14 protein-coding genes and 1 pseudogene are annotated in these 14,606 nt (G+C 67.1%); 6 read left to right on the top strand and 9 right to left on the bottom strand.

What is annotated here, in order from left to right:
* Positions 1-156: 156 nt before the first annotated feature.
* From H3H55_RS25080 to H3H55_RS25050, 7 genes are all read right to left on the bottom strand, one after another.
* On the bottom strand, positions 157-1,647 hold the full coding sequence (locus H3H55_RS25080; RefSeq protein ID WP_193100653.1) for an efflux transporter outer membrane subunit: 1,491 nt from the start codon (positions 1,645-1,647) through the stop codon (positions 157-159).
* A gap of 10 nt (positions 1,648-1,657) precedes the next feature.
* A complete protein-coding gene (locus H3H55_RS25075) occupies positions 1,658-2,812 on the bottom strand; it encodes an ABC transporter permease (protein ID WP_048245376.1) in 1,155 nt (384 codons plus the stop codon).
* Positions 2,809-3,768, bottom strand: coding sequence for an ABC transporter ATP-binding protein (locus tag H3H55_RS25070; RefSeq protein WP_193100652.1), 960 nt, complete (start codon positions 3,766-3,768; stop codon positions 2,809-2,811). The genes H3H55_RS25075 and H3H55_RS25070 overlap by 4 nt, the downstream gene beginning before the upstream one ends.
* The gene (locus tag H3H55_RS25065) at positions 3,765-4,730 is read right to left on the bottom strand and encodes an HlyD family secretion protein (protein WP_193100651.1); all 966 of its coding nucleotides are present in this window, start codon (positions 4,728-4,730) and stop codon (positions 3,765-3,767) included. Before H3H55_RS25065 ends, H3H55_RS25070 begins: the two co-directional genes overlap by 4 nt.
* On the bottom strand, positions 4,727-5,404 hold the full coding sequence (locus tag H3H55_RS25060) for a TetR/AcrR family transcriptional regulator (protein WP_193100650.1): 678 nt from the start codon (positions 5,402-5,404) through the stop codon (positions 4,727-4,729). Before H3H55_RS25060 ends, H3H55_RS25065 begins: the two co-directional genes overlap by 4 nt.
* Positions 5,405-5,649: 245 nt before the next feature.
* The gene (locus tag H3H55_RS25055; RefSeq protein WP_193100649.1) at positions 5,650-6,069 is read right to left on the bottom strand and encodes a cupin domain-containing protein; all 420 of its coding nucleotides are present in this window, start codon (positions 6,067-6,069) and stop codon (positions 5,650-5,652) included.
* A gap of 10 nt (positions 6,070-6,079) precedes the next feature.
* Positions 6,080-6,517 carry a carboxymuconolactone decarboxylase family protein gene (locus H3H55_RS25050; protein ID WP_193100648.1) on the bottom strand — a complete coding sequence of 146 codons (438 nt, stop codon included), beginning with the start codon at positions 6,515-6,517 and terminating at the stop codon, positions 6,080-6,082.
* A gap of 175 nt (positions 6,518-6,692) precedes the next feature.
* Here H3H55_RS25050 and H3H55_RS25045 point away from each other — a divergent pair.
* A pseudogene (locus H3H55_RS25045) lies at positions 6,693-6,881 on the top strand (Tn3 family transposase); the annotation flags it as partial.
* Between the two features lie 25 nt (positions 6,882-6,906).
* Here H3H55_RS25045 and H3H55_RS25040 read toward each other — a convergent pair.
* The gene (locus tag H3H55_RS25040; protein ID WP_193100647.1) at positions 6,907-8,040 is read right to left on the bottom strand and encodes a lipid II-degrading bacteriocin; all 1,134 of its coding nucleotides are present in this window, start codon (positions 8,038-8,040) and stop codon (positions 6,907-6,909) included.
* 156 nt (positions 8,041-8,196) lie between these two features.
* On the opposite strand from H3H55_RS25040, the gene H3H55_RS25035 reads away from it, so the two are divergent.
* Positions 8,197-8,529, top strand: coding sequence for a hypothetical protein (locus H3H55_RS25035; protein ID WP_193100646.1), 333 nt, complete (start codon positions 8,197-8,199; stop codon positions 8,527-8,529).
* Positions 8,530-8,640: 111 nt separating this feature from the next.
* Here the strand turns inward: H3H55_RS25035 and H3H55_RS25030 are convergent, their stop codons facing one another.
* The gene (locus tag H3H55_RS25030; protein ID WP_193100645.1) at positions 8,641-10,137 is read right to left on the bottom strand and encodes a PLP-dependent aminotransferase family protein; all 1,497 of its coding nucleotides are present in this window, start codon (positions 10,135-10,137) and stop codon (positions 8,641-8,643) included.
* A 164-nt stretch (positions 10,138-10,301) separates the two neighbouring features.
* On the opposite strand from H3H55_RS25030, the gene H3H55_RS25025 reads away from it, so the two are divergent.
* The 4 genes from H3H55_RS25025 (at position 10,302) to H3H55_RS25010 (ending at position 14,533) form a co-directional block, all read left to right on the top strand.
* The gene (locus tag H3H55_RS25025) at positions 10,302-11,219 is read left to right on the top strand and encodes a LysR family transcriptional regulator (protein ID WP_193100644.1); all 918 of its coding nucleotides are present in this window, start codon (positions 10,302-10,304) and stop codon (positions 11,217-11,219) included.
* Between the two features lie 140 nt (positions 11,220-11,359).
* On the top strand, positions 11,360-12,109 hold the full coding sequence (locus H3H55_RS25020; protein ID WP_193100643.1) for an SDR family oxidoreductase: 750 nt from the start codon (positions 11,360-11,362) through the stop codon (positions 12,107-12,109).
* 478 nt (positions 12,110-12,587) lie between these two features.
* The gene (locus tag H3H55_RS25015; protein WP_193100642.1) at positions 12,588-13,274 is read left to right on the top strand and encodes a type 1 glutamine amidotransferase domain-containing protein; all 687 of its coding nucleotides are present in this window, start codon (positions 12,588-12,590) and stop codon (positions 13,272-13,274) included.
* A 149-nt stretch (positions 13,275-13,423) separates the two neighbouring features.
* Positions 13,424-14,533, top strand: a complete 1,110-nt coding sequence (locus tag H3H55_RS25010; RefSeq protein WP_193100641.1) for an NADH:flavin oxidoreductase/NADH oxidase — start codon at positions 13,424-13,426, stop codon at positions 14,531-14,533.
* Positions 14,534-14,606 lie beyond the last annotated feature (73 nt).

The following is a 14,606-nucleotide window of genomic DNA, read 5'->3' as shown; positions in this document are numbered from 1 at the left end:
GTTTTTTTATTGGCGGTACGCATTGTGCGCAGTGCCGGTTCCGTCACCAGCGGGCATCAAAGGGAAGCGGGCGGCGACGGCAGTCGGGTCTGACAGGTGCGCGCATCATGCGATGGATGGCGCAGTGTTCGGCCAGTGCCAACGCCGTCTTATCCGTCACTGCGCAGCCTCATCCGTCCAGCTCCCCGCCAGCGCCTGGAACAGCGCCGCCGTATCGGCAAGCCGGTCGGCCTGCGCGCGGGTGCGGTCGAGTGACGTCTGCAACGCCTGCCGCTGCGCGTCGAGCAGGTCGAACGTGCTGATCCCGCCCGCCGCGTAACGGTCGCCGGCGATCGCGTTGCTTGCCGCGGCTTCCCGCGCGGCGGTATCTCTTGCCTGCAGTTCGGCCGCGTCGTGCTCCACCGCGCGCATCGCGTCGGCCACCTGCTGCAGCGCCTGCAGCACGGTTTCCCGGTAACTCGCGAACGCGGCATCGTACGCCGCTTCGGCCGCGCGTTTCTTCGCGCGCAGCTCGCCGCCGTGAAAGAGCGGCTGCGTCAGACCGAGGCCGACGTTCCAGACATTGAGCCCGCTCACGATATCCGCGACGCGCGTGCGCTCCGAACCGATCCCGGCCGTTATCGAAAAACGCGGATACAGGTTCGCGGTGGCCACGCCGACATTCGCGCTCGCCTGGTGCAACATGGCTTCCGCCGCACGGATGTCCGGCCGTTCGCGGGCCAGCGTCGACGGCAGCGCGACGGGCAGCGTGCGCGGCAGCGCGAGCGCATCGAGCGTGAGATCGGGCAGCACGGCGTCGGACGGCGGCGCGCCGAGCAGGATCGCGAGCCGGTGATCGGCCTGCGCAACGCGAGCCGCGAGCGGCGGCAGCGAGGCCTGCGTCTGCGCGAGCAGCGCGCGTTGCGCATGCACGTCGGCTTGCGACACGCCGCCCGCCGCGAAGCGCGCTTCGACGATGCGCAACTGCCGCGCCTGCGCGTCGACGAGCTGCCGCGTGAGCGCGACCTGCTGCGCGAGCGACGCGCGCAGGATTGTCGTGGCGACGACGTTGCCCGCGAGCGTCAGGCGCGCGGCGTCGAGCGTGAATGCCTGATAGTCGACCTGCGCGCGCAGCGCTTCGAGTGCGCGCCGGTTGCCGCCGAACACGTCGAGCGCGTACGACACGCTCACCGATGCGTCATACAGCGTGAACGGCCCCGGATTCGGCACGTTGGCCGGCAACCCGAACGCGGTGGTGTCGACTTGCTCGCGCGTGGCGGACAGGTTCGCGTCGACGCGCGGCAGCATCGTCGCGCCGGCTTCGGCCGCATGGTTCTGCCGCGCTTCGTCGAGCCGCGCGCGGGCTTCGGCGAGCGTCGGGCTGTTTTGCCACGCGGTGTCGACGAGCCGGTTCAACGGGTCGGAGCCGAACTGCGTCCACCAGCGTTGCGGTGTGTGCGCGGCGGATGAGAACGTCTGCGCGTCACCGGCCGGGCCAGCGGTGGCGGCCGTCGTCGCGGGTGGTTCGCCGAGCGTGTAGTGCTGCGTGGTCGGCGCATCGGGCGTGCGGAAATCCGGCCCGACCGCGCATCCGGTGACGAGCAGCACAGCAGCGGCCAACGTCAAGCCGCGGGCAGTGATGGAGGCGCGATACGAGGCCGGTTTCATCGTGTGCCGCCTAATCGAGCGTGCGCCGGTAAAAGCGCAGCGCGACGCCCATCACGACCACGGTGAACAGCGCGACCGGCCATACGGACGGCCACAGGTCGGCCCAGCCGTTGCCCTTCAGCAGGATGCCGCGCACGAGCCGGTTGAAGTAGGTGAGCGGCAGCAGGTTGCCGACGAACTGCGCCCACTTCGGCATCCCGGCGAACGGGAACATGAAGCCCGACAGCAGGATGTTCGGCAGGAAATAGAACACCGCGAGCTGCATCGCCTGCAACTGGTTCTGCGCGAGCGACGACAGCGTGATGCCGACCGTCAGGTTCGCGGCGATGAACAGCAGCGCGGACAGGTAGATCGCGAACACGCCGCCGACGAACGGCACGTCGAACACGAACCGCGACGCGGCGACGATGATCGACACCTGGATCAGCCCGATGAACACATACGGGACGATCTTGCCCGTCATCACCTCGAGCGGCCGCACGGGCGTCGCGAGCAGGTTCTCCATCGTGCCGCGCTCGCGTTCGCGCGTGATCGCGAGGCCCGTCATCATCACCATCGTCATCGTCAGGATCACGCCCATCAGGCCCGGCACGACGTTGTATTGCGTGATGCCTTCGGGGTTGTACAGCCGGTGCAGCACGACGTCGAAGGCGGCCGGGCGGCCGTTCAGGTGCGCGAGCGGCCCCGTCAGGTCCTTGTCCGCGACGGGCTGCACGAGGCCCGGCAGCGCGCCGATCGCCGACGCGGTCGCGACGGGGTCGGTCGCGTCCGCTTCGACGAGCAGCGACGGATGCTCGCCGCGCAGCAGCCGTCGCGAGAAATCGGCCGGCACGCTCAGCACGAACTGCACGTCGCCGCGTGCGAGCGCATGCCGGCCGGCTGCCTCGTCGGGCAGTGTCTCGACGATGTCGAAGTACGCGGAATTGCGCATCGCGGCGATGAAGCTGCGCGCGAACGGGCTCGAATCGGCGACGATCACCGCGGTCGGCAGGTGCTTCGGATCGGTGTTGATCGCGAAGCCGAACAGCGCGAGCTGGATGATCGGCACGCCGACGATCATCGCGAACGTCACGCGGTCGCGGCGAAGCTGCAGGAATTCCTTCAGCACGATGCTCCACCAGCGCGCGACCGAGAACGATTCGCGCAGGCCCGCCCACGCGTTCATGACGACGCTCCGCCGGGCGGCCCGGAGGCGCGGCCCATCATGTAGATGAATACATCCTCGAGCCCGGTGTCGATCGGCGCGACCTGCAGTGCGCCATTCCCGTCGGCCCGTGCAGCGACCTGCGCGAGCGTCGCGTCGAGCAGCGCGCGATCGCGGCCGCTCACGTGCAGCGCCGAGCCGAACACGACCGTCTGGTCGACGCCCGGCATCGCGTGCAGCCGCGCGGACAGTTCGGTCAGGCGCTCGCCGGTGATCGAACGGGTCGACAGCCCCTGCGACGCGACGATCTCCGCCGACGTGCCCTGTGCGAGCAGTTCGCCGTACGCGATATAAGCGAGCTTGTGGCAGCGCTCCGCCTCGTCCATGTAGTGTGTGCTGACGAGCACCGAAATTCCTTGTGCGGCCAGCCGGTGCAGTTCCTCCCAGAAGTCGCGGCGCGCGGCCGGGTCGACGCCGGCGGTCGGCTCGTCGAGCAGCAACAGTTCCGGCTCGTGCAGCATGCAGGCGGCCAGCGCGAGACGCTGTTTCCAGCCGCCCGACAGCGCGCCCGTGAGCTGGTCCGCACGGCTCGCGAGGCCGAGCCCGTCGAGCGCGCGCGCGACGGCCGCCTTGCGGTCGGGCATTCCGTACACGCGCGCGACGAAATCGAGGTTTTCGCGGATCGACAGGTCTTCCCAGTACGAGAAGCGCTGCGTCATGTAGCCGACGCGCCGCTTGATCTGCGCGCTGTCGCGCACGATGTCGTAGCCGAGGCAGGTGCCGCTGCCCGAGTCGGGCGTGAGCAGGCCGCACATCATCCGGATCGACGTCGTCTTGCCGCTGCCGTTCGGCCCGAGAAAGCCGAAGATCTCGCCGCGCGCGACGCGCAGCGAGACGTCCTTCACGACGTGCTTGTCGCCGAAACGCTTGTTCAGGCGATCGACGTCGATCGCGTACGGAGCGGGCGGCGCGTTCATTGCATCCTCACGGCGACGGGCTGGCCCGGATGCAGCTTCGGCGCGTCGGCAACGGCCGGGCGCGCCTCGATCATGAACACGAGCTTGGTCCGGCTCTCGTTGCTGTAGATCACGGGCGGCGTGTATTCGGCCTCGCTCGACACATAGGTGATGCGTGCAGGCACGTCGGCCGCGCAGCCGTCGCAGCGGATCGCGACCGTGTGCCCCGGCGCGAGCGATGCGATGGCGGCTTCCGGCACGAAGAAGCGCACCTTCAGGTTTTGCGGCGGTAGCATCTGCACGACCGGGTTGCCCGCCTGCACCCATTCGCCGACACGGTACAGCGTGTCGTACACGCGCCCGGCGGCGGGTGCGGCGACGCGCTTCTGGTCGAGCTTCCATTGCGCGGCGGCTACCGCCGCCTGCGCGGCGTCGACCTGTGCGGCTTGCGCGGCGAGCTGCTGCGCGCGGCCCGGCAGGCGCGCGACGTCGACCTGGTTGCGCAGCTCGCGCGCCTGCGCGGCGGTGGTCTGCGCGGACGTGCGCGAATCGTCGAGTTGCTGCTTCGACAGGCCGCCCGCCGCGTACTGGCGTTCGTCGCGCGCGAGTTGCGCGGCGGCCCGCGCGGCCTGCGCGGTGGCCTGGGCGAGCTGCGCCTGCGTGACCGCGACTTCCGGCGGGCGCTTGCCGGTCTGCAGGTCGGCAAGCTGCGCGCGTGCCGCCGCGAGCTGATGTTGCGCCTGCAGCAGCGCGTCCGTTTCGCTGGCGGCTTCGAGCGAGAACGCCGGCGTGCCGGCGGCGACGGCCTGGCCGCGCTCGACCGATAACTGCGTCAGCGTGCCCGATTGCGACGACGACAGGTACACGAATTCGCCTTCGACATAACCCTGGTAGGTCGTGGCGTGGTCCGTCGACCGTCCGCAACCGGCGAGCAGCGCGACGGCGGCGGCCAGTACGAGCGGCAACGCGCGGGTGGCGTTCATGACGGACTCCGCGGCGCGGCGGTCGGCGGCTGCAGGCCGGCGCCGAGCAACGCGCGGACGTGCCGGTGCAGCACGTCGCGGTCGATCGGCGGCAAGCCGCGCGCGCTTTGCCACAGCTTCGCGGTCGCGAGCGGCAGCATCACGAGCGCGATGATCGAATGGAACAGGAATGCGGGTTCGAGCGCGGGGTTCAGCGTGCCGGCCTGCTGCGCGCCGCGGATGCGTTCGGTGAAACGTCCGACATGCTCGAGCGGAATGCGCCGGACCATCCGCTCGCGCAGCAGCCCGCCTTCGTGGATGATCTCGCGCAGCCAGATCGACGGCAGCCACGGCATGCGGTGCGTGACGTCGAAGAAGCGGTCGACGAGTTCGGCGACGAGCGCGAACGGATCGTTTTCGATCTGCGGCTCGGTCGGTCGCCACACGAACGCGATAGCCTGCGCGATCCGTTCCTCGACGATCGCGTCGAGCAGTTGTTCGCGGTTCGTGAAGTAGTAGTGGACCATCGCCGACGTGACGCCGGCGGCGGCGGCGATCTGCGCGACCGTCGTCGCGGCGATGCCGCGCTCGGCGAACAACTGCATTGCGACGTCGAGCATGTGGTCGCGCAGGTCGAAATCGCTCACCGACGGGCGGCGCCCGCGCGGTTTGCCGATGGTGGATTTCGCGTTCATGAAATCGACGCTAATTGATGAGTTAGTTAATTTCAAGGAAGGGTTTTCGCCGTCCTTGATCGGGATCAGGCGAGCGTCGAATGGCGGCGCGGACAAGCGGGGACGCGATGGGGCGGCGGGCAGGGTGCCGAGGGGGGCGTGTAGGGAGTGATTAACGAGAAACAGAGGGAACCGGCGAAACCGGCGGGGAAGCCGGTCGCGAAGCGGGGGCGCGGGCCGGGCATGGCACGCGCCCCGGTGTGGGGTTACTGATCGATCGGCGACTTCAGCGGCTCGTGTTCGCCGGTCAGCCCGAACACGACGAGTTGCGCGGGTTCGGTCGCGCTGGCGTTGCGCGATACCTGGTGGCGCGAGCCGGGCGCCTCGTACCAGCCTTCGCCGGCGCGGTAGCGGCGCAGCGGGCCGCCGTTCACCTGCGACAGCACTTCGCCTTTCGACACGACCGCGAACACCGAGCCGAGGTGCTTGTGTGCTTCGGAAGCCTGGCCGGGCGCATAGTCGACGGTCGCGACGACGGCGAATTTGCCGGGCGCCTCGGGCACGGCCTGCCGCATGATCGCGTGCACGTTGTCGCCGGCGTCGTGCGCATGGGCGGCGGCCGGCAGCGCGGCGGTCAGCACGAGCCCCGCACACAGGGCGGCTCGATGGAGCGTGGAGCGGATCATCGTCGTCTCCTTACTCGGGCATCTTGCGGAACGCGATCGCGAAGCGGTTCCACGAGTTGATCGTCGCGATCAGCATCGACAGGTCGAACAGCTCCTCGTCGCTGAAATGCGGCTTCACGGCTTCCCAGACGGCGTCGGGCACGTGATTGCTGGCGACGAGCGTCAACGCCTCGGTCCACTCCAGCGCGGCACGTTCGCGCTCGGTGAAGAACGGCGTTTCGCGCCACGTGACGACGGTCGCGAGACGGCGGTCGGTTTCGCCGCCCTTGCGCGCGTCGGTCGTGTGCATGTCGACGCAGAACGCGCAGCCGTTGATCTGCGACGCGCGCAGACGGACGAGTTCGGCGAGCGGCTTCTCGATCGAGCTCTTCGCGAGGAATTCCTCGGCGTTGCGCATCACCTTCATCGCATTCGGGCTGGCGGTATAGAAGTTCAGGCGCTGTTGCATGGCAGGTCCTTGTTCGGTTGGAGCGCCGGGTGGCGCGACAGGACCCACTTTAAGACGCAGATTGGTCTGCTTGAATAGCCAATTTTCGGTAAATTCAGGTAACCAGTAACATGGCGTCGACACTGGGGTGACTTCAGAAAACGGGAAGTACTGCACGCCAAGGCTGGTTGGGGCGCGGCACTATCGGGCCGGCGGCCTGAACCTATGGAACACGGCCTTTCGCGAGAGCGCGATCGAGGCTATGCAGGCGCGGGGTGGGCCGACCGATTCTACGCTGCTGCCTTATCTGTCGCCGCTGGGCTGGGAACACATCAACTTGACGGGCGACAGTGCGCCGCACATTTCTAATGTGGGCGCACTATGAGTTGCGATGCGAACGCGTTTATGGGCTAACGGGGAGGACGTTGGCGACCGCCAAACGATGGACGATGAACAGCATCCCCGGGATTAGTCGGCTGTTGATAGGCTACGGGTTTCTTGCCGGAGAATTGTATGTTCTGACCGCCAGTGAAAAGGATATCGTAGTCTTTGTGTCCGAAGGTACCAAGTAGACCGAGAAATTTGGTGAGCGCTTCTTGTGTAATTGTCCGATTTGAGTCGTATGCCTTGTATCGATCTGGATTGAGCGTAAAACTACCATTGAAAACGTAGTCGCCTGTTGCGCTTACTTCCAGTGTCCCGGTGACCCGGCCGCCGACTCGACCAATTACTCCGGCGGCCCAAAGGTCTTTGGTTGCATGATTAAATAAATTGGTTGAAAACTCGGCATCGAATGGATAGGTTCCCGGTCCGTATGCTGGATTTTCTACGGCCCTTTTTATTGGGTCGAAATCGTCCAGGCTCATTTTTAAATTGAGAGATGCGATATTCATGGTCCGCTGGGAACCGTCGCCAAACATCCAGTAATAAATTGCCGCGATAGACATGAACGGCGTGCCATAGAATTTGAACTCTGTCGCCGGTCGCGAAGGCAGGTGGCTAAAATACCAAGTACTGAATGTGCCGAATAGCGTACTCATGCTTCCGACGTTTGTGAATGCGTACTCGGTCGCGCCGGGTTGATTGGTATAGCCGCGGTCCGCAAGCCAAAGTGTTATCAATCCATAAACTGCTGCCTGAGAGCGCACGGCAGCTTCGGTGGCGTGCTGCAAGCCTGTAGCAAACTCAACCAGGGCGCCGGTGGAATCTCCGCGTTCTATGGCGTCAAGTATCTTTTTGCCGTTGACCAGAAAAAAATCGCCGACCTTGAATACCGGACCAGTGATGTTGCCGTTCGTCAGCACGGGAGGAAGTCTGAGCGGAGATACTTCGCCAGTCCCCAGCGTACCGGAGCCGGGATAGTATGGGTCCGTAATGGGAGAGGCTGAGACCGTAATAGCGGGCAACGTGGGGTCGCCTGCCGCGAAGCTTTTCGCTGATCTCAAGAGCCCCACCAGTGACGCCGACCCCGAAGCAAGCAACATGAGACGTCGGATGTGATTTGTATCAACCGATCGTACCTGCTTTGACAATTTCTTATCCATAGCGGTGATTCCTGGGAAATGTGATTTGACAGGAATCCGAAGGGTAATGTAAGGTTGTTGTATCTGCAAGAAAAATCACTACAGCCGAGCTGTCAGGCCCGTATGGTTTTCAACCCACGACAAACCCGGTATTTGTTTCTTAGGAGTATTAGTGACATGGAGATGACAAAAGCGTGGCTTTTATCGATGGGGCTTCCGGCGTTGATCTATCTGTTTAGTCTTGGTTATGCGCTGTTTCATGCATGCGGACGGGGTAGAGTCCGACCGAAGCGCGCGGCCCGGATTTACTGGATTGTTTGTGCGACGGTGATGGTGTTAGGTACGGCAATTACTATCGACGTTGCCAGGCGAACGCCCGATGCGACCGCGTTGGCGTCGCTGGGGATGCTGATTGCAGGCGTGGGGGTCTTGGGTGTCCTGGCAGGTTCTGCGGTTCATGCCGCAGCATGGACGGCTCGCCACTGTGGGCGAAAGCGTTCCTCCAGCTAATCGCACGTCCGACTTGGGGGATCGGCTCGAGGGGCAATTCACGATGTCATTGCAGGCTACGCCCCCCCGTTTTATGTGTTGGGAAGACGTTAGGACCAAACCAGACCGGCCTTAGCGTGCAATATTTTCCGTTTTCTGAAACCTCCCCACACTGCCCGAACCCAGCAATCCGGCCAGCTTCGCGAGCGCCGTGTCGATGCGCAGCGCGTCGATCCCGCCATAGCCGAACAGCAGCCCCGCACGGACCGGCACGCCGACATGGAACCCCGAAATTCCGTACAGGCCGATGTCCTGCGCGCGCGCCGCGCGAACCAGCGCCGCTTCGTCGAGCCCCGGCTTCAGGTGCGCGGCGAGGTGGATGCCGGCGGTCGGCACGATCGCGTCGAACCATTGTGCGAGTTCGCCGCGCAGATGCGCGATCAGCATCTTGCGGCGCGCGTCGTAATGCTTCTGCACACGCTTCAGGTGCCGCGCGAAATCGCCTTCGAGCATGAAGCGCGCGAGCGCCGCCTGCGTCAGCGCGCAGGTGTGCCAGTCGACGATCTGTTTTGCCTTGGCCAGCGCGCCGCGCAGCGCGCGCGGCGGAATCGCATAACCGATCCGCAGGTCGGGAAAGATCGTCTTCGAGAACGTGCCGACGTACGCGACGAGGCCCGTGCGGTCGAGGCTCTTCAGCGATTCCACCGGCCGGCCTTCGAAGCGGAATTCGCCGTCGTAGTCGTCCTCGATGATCAGCGCGCGGCGGCGCTGCGCCCATTCGAGCAGCGCGATGCGTCGCTCCAGCGTCATCGGCATCCCGAGCGGGAACTGATGCGACGGCGTCACGTAGACGAGACGCGCATCGTCGGGCAGCCGTTCCGTGACGAGGCCGTGCGCGTCGACCGGCACGCCGATCACCGTCGCGCCGAGCGATGCGAACGCGGCCCGCGCGGGCGGATAGCCCGGATCCTCGACCGCGACGACGTCGCCGGGCCGCACGACGACGCGCGCGAGCAGGTCGAGCGCCTGTTGCGCGCCGTGCGTGACGAGCACGTCGTCCCAGCTGCACGCCACCGCGCGGCTGAACGCGACGTAGCGCGCGATCGCGCCGCGCAGTTGCGGGTCGCCGGCCGGGTCGTGGTACTGGCCGGGGCCGCGCGCCTGCTGGCGCAGCGCGTGATGCAGACAGCGCCGCCACGCGTCGAACGGGAACAGCGTCTTGTCGGTCACGCCGCCGCGGAAGTCGAAGCCGGGAGAATCCTGCGGCGCGGGCATCGCGAGCGCGTCGGGCAGGTCGTTCCACAGCGCGCGCGCGTCGACCGCGTCGATGCGCGGGGTGTCCTCGACGAGCGACGGCGCCGACATCGCGGCAGCATGCGGCACGCGTGCGAGGCCATCGGCGATGAACGTGCCGTCGCCGGCACGCGTATTCAGGTAACCCTCGGCGACGAGGCGCTCGAACGCATCGAGCGTCGTCTTGCGCGATACGCCGAGCTGTTTCGCGAGATCGCGCGTCGACGGCAGCCGCGCGCCGCCTTCGAGACGCCCGTCGACGATCGCGGTGCGCAGTTGCCGGAAGATTTGCCCGGTCAGGTCGTGACGGCCTTCGATGCGGATCGCGATGTCCATCGCAGTGGTTACCTCGATTGGGGTAATTTTGTGCCGATCAGCATACCGGAAGTCGGCATACTCCCGGCACCGGCATCGGCCGACACCGAAGCCCCCGTCGCCCGATTGGACCGCGGCCCGCCGCTGCCTTACGATCCACGACAACCCCAAACCGGAGCGTCCCCATGCTGTCCGAAGACGAACTTGCGCTGCTTGACGCGATCCGCGCCACCGGCAGCCTGTCGCGCGCCGCCGCGCGGCTCGGCAAGGCGCCGTCGACGGTGTCGCATGCGGCACGCCAGCTCGAAACGCGTTTCGACGCGCTGCTGTTCGACCGGCGCGGCTACCGGCTGCAGCTCACGCCGGCCGGGCAATTGCTGGCCGACGAGGCGTCGCGGCTGGCGCTGGACGTCGCACGGCTGACGCAGCGCGTGCGGCAGGTCGCGAGCGGCTGGGAGGACCGGCTGTGGATCGTCAGCGACGAAGTGCTGGAGTTCGACACGCTGCTGCCGGTGGTCCGCGCGTTCGACGCGCTCGACTCGGGCGTGTCGTTGCGCTTCACGCACGAAGTGCTCGGCGGCACCTGGGAAGCGCTGCGCGACGGTCGCGCGGACCTGGTGGTCGGTGCGACCAACGAGCCGCCGGCGATTCAGGGCTTCAAGTGGTTCGAACTGGGCGGGATGGAGTGGGTGTTCGCGGTGTCGCCGCGCCATCCGCTGGCCGCCGCGAGCGACGTGCTGACGCGGGACGCGATCGGCGCGCATCGCGCGGTCGTCGTCGCCGATTCGTCGCGGGGCGCGGCCGGCCGCGCTTACGGCCTGCTCGGCGGGCAGGCCATGCTCGCGGTGCCGTCGATGCGCGCGAAGATCCTCGCGCAGCGCGACGGGCTCGGCGTCGGCTGGGTGCCGCGCCGGCGCGTGGCCTCGCTGCTCGCGCGCGGCGAACTCGTCGAGAAACGGACGGCCGATCCGCGCGAACCGAACCTGCTGTATGTCGCATGGCGCGGTGACCGCGACGGCCGCGCGCTGCAATGGTGGCTGGAGCAATTGCGCGAGCCGAGACTCGCGCAGCGCCTGCTCGACGGGATCGACGTGGCCGGCTGAGACGGAGAAAGGCGGGCGGGGCATCCGCTCGAACACGTTCGACGATTTCGAACATGTTCGCCACGCGCGTCGTACGGCAACGCATGGCGCCGCGCGCATCCTGTGATCACGGTCAACTCACCGGTTCACAGGAGAACATCATGCAACGCTTCGAAGGAAAAACGGTCCTCGTCACGGGCGGCAACAGCGGTATCGGCCTGGCAGCCGCCCGCGCATTCGCGGCCGAAGGCGCGCGGGTCATCATCACCGGGCGCGACGCGCAGACGCTCGACGCCGCACGGCAGACGCTCGGCGAAGGCGCGCTCGCGATCCGCAACGAGGCCGGCAGCGTCGCGTCGGCCCGCGCGCTGGCGGACGCGATCGCGACGGCCGGCGTGCGGCTCGACGCCGTGTTCATCAACGCGGGCGTCGCGAAACTCGCGCCGTTCGCCGACAGCGACGAGGCCATGTGGGACCTCGTGTTCAACACCAACGTGAAGGGCGCGTATTTCCAGATCCAGTCGCTGGTGCCGCTGCTGAACCGCGGCGCGTCGATCGTGATCAACGGCTCGATCAATGCGCACATCGGGATGCCCGGCTCGTCGGTCTACGCGGCGAGCAAGGCGGCCGTCAATTCGTTCGCGAAGACGCTGTCGACGGAATTGCTGCCGCACGGCGTGCGCGTGAACGTCGTGAGCCCGGGGCCGGTGCAGACGCCGCTGTACGGCAAGCTCGGGCTCGATGCGGCGACGCTCGACGCGACGGCCGACAAGATCAAGGGGCTCGTCCCGATCGGCCGGTTCGGCACGCCGGACGAAATCGCGTCGACGGTGCTGCACCTCAGTGCGCCGGAGTCCGCGTTCATCGTCGGCGCGGAAATCATCGCGTCGGGCGGGATGGGGCTGCTCTGAGCGCCGAAGGGCAGCGGGGCTAAGACGTGACCGGCCGGTAGCCGGAACGATTGGGGCCAGGTGCGGGCCGGGCGGGTGGCGATTGGGCCGCTCGCCCGGCCGCGCTGTGAAACCCATGCGGGCGGCAGGGTCGAGCGGGTGTTTACTAGACGACCGGTCTAATCCGGCGATATGATCCGGCTTCATGAATGCGACGGCACTCGCACCGCGGACGCGAAATTGCCACATGCGGCTGGGATGCTGAAGGCGTTGCCCTTGAGTCCATCGGGTATCGCTTGGCCGGCATGTTTTTTTTGTACCGATTTCTAGACGACTGGTCTAATAGACGGAAACGGATTTTCGGCGACGTCCGCCGCACGTCGGCGCGCGACAGCTGACTAACCGTCAGGTGCCTGCGTGATCGGCACGCCGCCTGCTCGATCCAGGCGGCCGCGCCGCACGGCTCCGTTCCCGTCCACTTTCGAAGGAGTATCCGATCATGAAGATTCTGGTTGTCCTGACCTCGCACGACACGCTCGGCGACACCGGCAAGAAGACCGGCTTCTGGCTTGAGGAACTGGCCGCGCCGTACTACACGTTCAAGGATGCGGGTGTCGAGCTGACGCTCGCGTCGCCGAAGGGCGGCCAGCCGCCGCTCGACCCGAAAAGCAGCGATCCGGCGTCGCAAACCGACGCGACGCGCCGTTTCGAAGCCGATGCGTCGGCCAAGGCCGAACTCGCTTCGACGCACAAGCTGGCCGACGTGTCGGTGGATGACTACGACGCCGTGTTCTACCCGGGCGGCCACGGCCCGCTGTGGGATCTCGCCGAGGATCTGCATTCGATCCGGCTGATCGAGCATGCGCTCGCGGCCGGCAAGCCGGTCGCGGCCGTCTGCCACGCACCGGGCGTGCTGCGCCACGTGAAGAACCCGAAGACCGGCGAATCGGTCGTGCGCGGCAAGCGCGCGACGGGCTTTACCAACAGCGAGGAAGCGGCCGTCGAATTGACGGAAGTGGTGCCGTTCCTCGTCGAGGACATGCTGAAGACCAACGGCGCGGAATTCGAGCGCAGCGCCGACTGGGCGCCGCATGTCGTCACCGACGGACTGCTGATCACCGGGCAGAACCCCGCGTCGTCGGAACCCGCCGCCGAGGCGCTGCTCGCGAAGCTCGGCCGCCAGTAAGCACGCAAGCACATGGCGCCGGCCGGGCCGGCGCCGTTCCGTATCCGTCGCCGGGCGCGATCTGCCCGCCGACGGCCCGAATCGTTCCGCCGTGCGCGCCGCACGGCGCGTTCCCAGTCGTTTTGCAGAACCAAGCAAAGGAGTCGTGGATGTCTGCCCTGTTCGAACCGTTCAAACTCAAGGATGTCACGCTGCGCAACCGCATCGCGGTGCCGCCGATGTGCCAGTACGTCGCCGAAGACGGCGTCGTCAACGACTGGCATCACGTGCATCTGGCCAGCATCGCGCGCGGCGGCGCGGGCCTCGTGATCGCGGAGGCGACGGCCGTGTCGCCGGAAGGGCGCATCACGCCGGGCTGCGCGGGGCTGTGGAACGATGCGCAGGCCGAAGCGTTCGCGCCGTCGGTCGCGGCGATCAAGGCGGCCGGCTCGGTGCCCGGCATCCAGATCGCGCACGCGGGCCGCAAGGCGAGCGCGAACCGTCCGTGGGAAGGCGACGACCATATCGCCGAAGGCGACCCGCGCGGCTGGCAGACCATCGCGCCGTCGGCCGTGCCGTTCGGCGCGCATCTGCCGAAGGTGCCGCGTGAAATGACGCACGACGACATCGCCCGCGTGCAGGCCGACTTCGTCGCATCGGCGAAGCGCGCGCGCGACCTGGGCTTCGAATGGCTCGAACTGCACTTCGCGCACGGCTATCTCGGCCAGAGCTTCTTCTCGGTGCATTCGAACCAGCGCGACGACGAATACGGCGGTTCCGCCGAGAACCGCGGCCGCTTCCTCGTCGACACGCTCGCGGCCGTCCGCAAGGTATGGCCCGAGCATCTGCCGCTGACCGCGCGCCTGGGCGTGATCGAATACGACGGCCGCGACGACGAGACGCTCGCCGAGTCGATCGCGCTCACGCAGCGGATGAAGCAGGCAGGGCTCGACATGCTGAGCGTGTCGGTCGGTTTCTCGACGCCCGACGCACGGATTCCGTGGGGCCCGGCGTTCCTCGCGCCGATCGCCGAGCGCGTGCGCCGCGAGGCCGGGCTGCCGGTGTCGTCCGCGTGGGGGATCGACACGCCGCAACTGGCGAACCGCGTCGTCGCCGAACAGCAGCTCGATCTCGTGATGGTCGGCCGCGCGCATCTCGCCGATCCGCACTGGCCGTACTACGCGGCGAAGCAGCTCGGCGTCGAGCGCCCGTCGTGGACGCTGCCCGCGCCGTACGCACACTGGCTCGAACGTTACCGGATCGCCGACAAGGTGGCCTGAGCGGGTGAGATAACGCGCCGCCGATCCGGCGCCGATGGATAGAATGGCGGTTCGCGCAGGCCGGTGGCTTGCG

The sequence above is a fragment of the Burkholderia sp. Z1 genome, from assembly GCF_014893795.1.
In the GTDB taxonomy this organism is placed as follows: Bacteria; Pseudomonadota; Gammaproteobacteria; order Burkholderiales; family Burkholderiaceae; genus Burkholderia; species Burkholderia theae.
This window is presented reverse-complemented; position numbering and strand designations above follow the sequence as displayed.

Bases quoted from the DNA above. Each gene is read 5' to 3' on its own strand.
- H3H55_RS25080 (WP_193100653.1), bottom strand. From the start codon at position 1,647: ATGAAACCGGCCTCGTATCGCGCCTCCATCACTGCCCGCGGCTTGACG.
- H3H55_RS25075 (WP_048245376.1), bottom strand. From the start codon at position 2,812: ATGAACGCGTGGGCGGGCCTGCGCGAATCGTTCTCGGTCGCGCGCTGG.
- H3H55_RS25070 (WP_193100652.1), bottom strand. From the start codon at position 3,768: ATGAACGCGCCGCCCGCTCCGTACGCGATCGACGTCGATCGCCTGAAC.
- H3H55_RS25065 (WP_193100651.1), bottom strand. From the start codon at position 4,730: ATGAACGCCACCCGCGCGTTGCCGCTCGTACTGGCCGCCGCCGTCGCG.
- H3H55_RS25060 (WP_193100650.1), bottom strand. From the start codon at position 5,404: ATGAACGCGAAATCCACCATCGGCAAACCGCGCGGGCGCCGCCCGTCG.
- H3H55_RS25055 (WP_193100649.1), bottom strand. From the start codon at position 6,069: ATGATCCGCTCCACGCTCCATCGAGCCGCCCTGTGTGCGGGGCTCGTG.
- H3H55_RS25050 (WP_193100648.1), bottom strand. From the start codon at position 6,517: ATGCAACAGCGCCTGAACTTCTATACCGCCAGCCCGAATGCGATGAAG.
- H3H55_RS25040 (WP_193100647.1), bottom strand. From the start codon at position 8,040: ATGGATAAGAAATTGTCAAAGCAGGTACGATCGGTTGATACAAATCAC.
- H3H55_RS25035 (WP_193100646.1), top strand. From the start codon at position 8,197: ATGGAGATGACAAAAGCGTGGCTTTTATCGATGGGGCTTCCGGCGTTG.
- H3H55_RS25030 (WP_193100645.1), bottom strand. From the start codon at position 10,137: ATGGACATCGCGATCCGCATCGAAGGCCGTCACGACCTGACCGGGCAA.
- H3H55_RS25025 (WP_193100644.1), top strand. From the start codon at position 10,302: ATGCTGTCCGAAGACGAACTTGCGCTGCTTGACGCGATCCGCGCCACC.
- H3H55_RS25020 (WP_193100643.1), top strand. From the start codon at position 11,360: ATGCAACGCTTCGAAGGAAAAACGGTCCTCGTCACGGGCGGCAACAGC.
- H3H55_RS25015 (WP_193100642.1), top strand. From the start codon at position 12,588: ATGAAGATTCTGGTTGTCCTGACCTCGCACGACACGCTCGGCGACACC.
- H3H55_RS25010 (WP_193100641.1), top strand. From the start codon at position 13,424: ATGTCTGCCCTGTTCGAACCGTTCAAACTCAAGGATGTCACGCTGCGC.